Annotated in this window: 2 protein-coding genes; both read right to left on the reverse strand. The window is 48.3% G+C overall.

Going from position 1 to position 3817, the window contains the following annotated elements:
* A partial coding sequence (gene gyrA, locus H6S82_RS22955; RefSeq protein ID WP_191056767.1) for a DNA gyrase subunit A occupies positions 1-2564 on the reverse strand: 2564 nt, incomplete at its 3' end.
* Between the two features lie 616 nt (positions 2565-3180).
* Positions 3181-3564, reverse strand: a complete 384-nt coding sequence (locus H6S82_RS22960) for a hypothetical protein (RefSeq protein ID WP_190472946.1) — start codon at positions 3562-3564, stop codon at positions 3181-3183.
* Between the last annotated feature and the right edge of the window lie 253 nt (positions 3565-3817).

Consider the following 3817-nt stretch of genomic DNA (forward strand, 5'->3'; position numbering starts at 1 on the left):
GGAGGAACTAAGGCGACTGCGGCGATCGCATCATCTTCGTCCAAGCGCTGCACGCGCACTCCCGTTGCCATACGGGATTGGGGGGAAATCGCATTCACAGCTTGACGAATGATGATACCTCGACTGGTAACCATCATTAACTCGTCATCTTGATTGACGACGTGCAGTGCGGCTAGACGATCGGCTGTTTTGCGGAACTTCGTCGCCAGTACGCCCATACCGGCACGATTTTGCAAGCGGAATTGAGATACCGGTACTCGCTTGCCGTAGCCTCCGGTGGTAATTACTAAAACCCAAGGGCCATCGGGAGCGCTGAGTGCTGTGTCCTGAGTGCTGAGTGAAGATTCTTCGCTTTGTTCGAGAGTTTCCGAGTTGACAGAAGCGCTTTCCTCTTCATCCGCAGCACTGAGGGCGCTATTCAAGACCGATCCGGGGAGAATGTCCATACTGATGAGTCGATCGCCTTCTTTGATGGACATCGCTCTGACACCTCGCGTGGCGCGACCTAAAGGACGCAATTGGTCGTGATCGGCTCTAAAATGAATGGCCATACCAAGACGCGATCCGATGATGATGCTATCTTCTACACGAGCGCGACGCACCCAGCGCAGTTGATCTCCTTCTTCCAAAGAAATGGCGATTAATCCATTGGCGCGGATATTGCTAAAAGCTGCCAGTTCTGTCTTTTTGATATAGCCGCCGCAGGTTAACATGATCAGGTATTCTTCGCTGGTGAATTCAGCGACGGATACGATCGAAGTAATTTTTTCATCTCGCGGAATGGGCAACATTTGCACAATTGGTACGCCGCGTGCGGTGCGAGATGAGGTGGGAATTTGATAAGCTTTCAGACAGTAGACGACACCGCGCTGGCTAAAGAACAAAACGCTATCGTGATCGCAACAAGTTAAAAAGTGTTCTACACCATCATCTTCTTTCATGCGGTTGGCGGATTTGCCGCGAGTTCCCCGACTTTGGGCTTCAAATGCGTTCACCGGCATTCGCTTGATGTAACCTTGTTCGGTCAGCAAAATCAGCGCTTTTTCGTTGGCAATTAAGTCGGTTTCGTCGATTTCGCCTTCGGCGTGTTCGATTGCCGTCCGTCTGGGTGTAGCAAACCGCTCTTTTACCTGCTTCGCTTCTGTTTCGATGATTTCCAAAATGCGATCGCGCCGCGCCAAAATATCTTTTAAATCGGCGATTTGCGTTTGCAAATCCTCGTGTTCTTGCCGAATTTTTTCTGCTTCCAATGCTGTCAATCGCCGCAATTGCATTTGCAGGATTGCATCTGCTTGCACTTCCGAAAGCCCGAATCTTTCCATCATTTCTTGACGGGCGGTAGGGGCGTCGGCGGCATTGCGGATCAGTTCGATGACAGCATCTAAATTTAATAGAGCGATCAGCAAACCTTGTAATAAGTGGTCTCGTTCCTCGGCTTTTCGCAGTTCGTGTTGAGTGCGACGGGTGACGCATTCTATGCGGAAATCTAGGAAGACGTTGAGGAATTGCTTGAGAGTGAGCAGCTGGGGTTCGCCATTAACGAGGGCTAGCATATTCGCCCCAAAGTTTGACTGCAATGGCGTTTGTTTGTAGAGGTTGTTGACGACGACTCTGGGATAAGCGTCGCGTTTTAGTTCGATGACGATCCGCATTCCGTCGCGATCGCTTTCATCCCGGATATCGGCGATTCCTTCCAGCTTTTTGTCGTTCACCATTTCGGCGATTTTCTCAATCAAAGCTGCCTTATTGGTTTGGTATGGCAACTCGGTAATAATTATGGCTTCTCTGTCCGGACGTCCGCGCTGTTCGATCGTTTCAATTTTTGCCACGCCTCTCATGGTGATCGAACCGCGCCCGGTGGTGTAGGCTTCTTTAATTGCAGACGTTCCCAATATTTGACTGCCAGTGGGAAAGTCTGGGCCAGGTATATATTTCATCAACTCGATATCAGTAATTTCTGGGTTGTGGATCAGCGCCACCAACCCATCAATCAGTTCTCCCAGATTGTGGGGCGGGATGTTGGTTGCCATGCCAACCGCGATACCGGATGAGCCGTTGAGCAATAGCTGGGGAACTCTTGCGGGCAATACGAGCGGTTCTTGCTGGGAACCGTCGAAGTTATCGCCAAAATCAACTGTTTCTGCCTCGATATCCCGCAGCATCGCTTCGGTAGTCAGGGCGTGCAGGCGACATTCGGTGTAGCGCATTGCCGCTGGGGGGTCGTTATCAACCGAACCGAAGTTGCCGTGTCCGTTGATGAGGGGCGATCGCATGGAAAAGTCCTGTGCCATCCGCACTAGGGCGTCGTACACCGCCGTGTCACCGTGAGGGTGATATTTACCCAACACTTCCCCTACCACACGGGCGCATTTCCGAAAAGGGCGGTCTGGCATCAGTCCCAGCTCGTGCATTGCGTAAAGGATGCGACGATGCACAGGTTTGAGACCATCCCTGGCATCTGGGAGCGCCCGACCTACAATTACGCTCATGGCGTATTCTAGGTAACACCGGGACATCTCGTTCCCTAAATCCGTGGGTATAATCCGCTCCTGGGAAGTGGTCATACAGTGAAAAACTCCAAAAATGTGAGATTTTAGTCGCTACAATGCAAATAGATGAGAATTTCGCGACCCTGAGTTTCAAGAATTGGCAAATACCATTAAAATTGTATCACATTTTGCCGTTTTGAGTCTGTGAAAATTTGCGGACAAAGGGAGAGGGAGTCGGGAGGAGGGAAGCGGGAGAGGGAGAGGGAGCAGGGAAATAACGATCGGCAGTAAACTTTAGCAGAAACAATACAATATACTGACTTTTGGACTTTAGGTTTCGATCGCGTATAAGTTTCAACTTGTATGTAGGTGATTGGGCTCATTCATGACAAATATGTCTTAACGTACATTACCTGTACGCAGACAAAGCAATCTGCGAGCTGTTCGGTGGATGCTTGCTTATGGTTGGTTTTTTTTGCTTTTGGATAGATTCTTTTATAACTCGCTCTGCCTCTTCCAATCAGCAGTAGTTACGTTAGTTGCGGTTTTCGTTTAGCAAATATTTACGGAAGTAAAATGAGTAGGTATTAAATAAACTAAATATGCACTGGTTATAACCAGTGTATATTTAGTGATTTAGACAAGCATTAAGAAACTAAATTGCCATTGGAGATGACAATTAACATCGAACTTACTTGGAGAAATTTCTGCTGGCTGGTGCTGTATTCTCATCTAAAGCATCAGCGCTAGTCTTAGCAGTATCTGGGTACACAGAACCAAATTCTTTCAAAGCTTTTCCTGACTCTTCGGCAATATTTTTCAACCGTTCGCCTGGAGAATCTTTCGTTTCGCGTGCTTCTTGATACCACTCGTTTGTAGTTTTGGGTCTGACGGAATCCTTCTCGTGTGCTGTGTCGAGAACTTTGTCGGTCAAGCGTTGATTATTGCGTCCGGAGTCAACATTTGTCGTCAGCAGCAGAAAACCGACTACGACAACAGCCAAAAAACGCTTTACCTGAAGTGCGTTAAGCACGGAACTGATGCGATCGATCGCTCTAGAAATCCAATTTTTCATGCTCGTACTCCATGAATTCGTTCAATATTCAAGCCAATTCGCTTTTTTGATTACAAATCTAAGGCTAACAGCAGCACAGACGATCGTTCCTCTAACATAAGTCATAGCTTGGTTATCTAGCTAGGGGTTAGGGACTGGGGGCTAGGGATTAGGAGAAAGAGGGAGGAGGGAGGAGGGAAAGGTGCAATTAAGAACGTCCTAACTGACGAGAGCGGCTATAAAAAAGAGAGCTTGTTTAAATCATGTTCTCTCA

It is taken from the genome of Planktothrix sp. FACHB-1355 (genome assembly GCF_014748295.1).
GTDB lineage: Bacteria > Cyanobacteriota > Cyanobacteriia > Cyanobacteriales > Aerosakkonemataceae > Aerosakkonema > Aerosakkonema funiforme_A.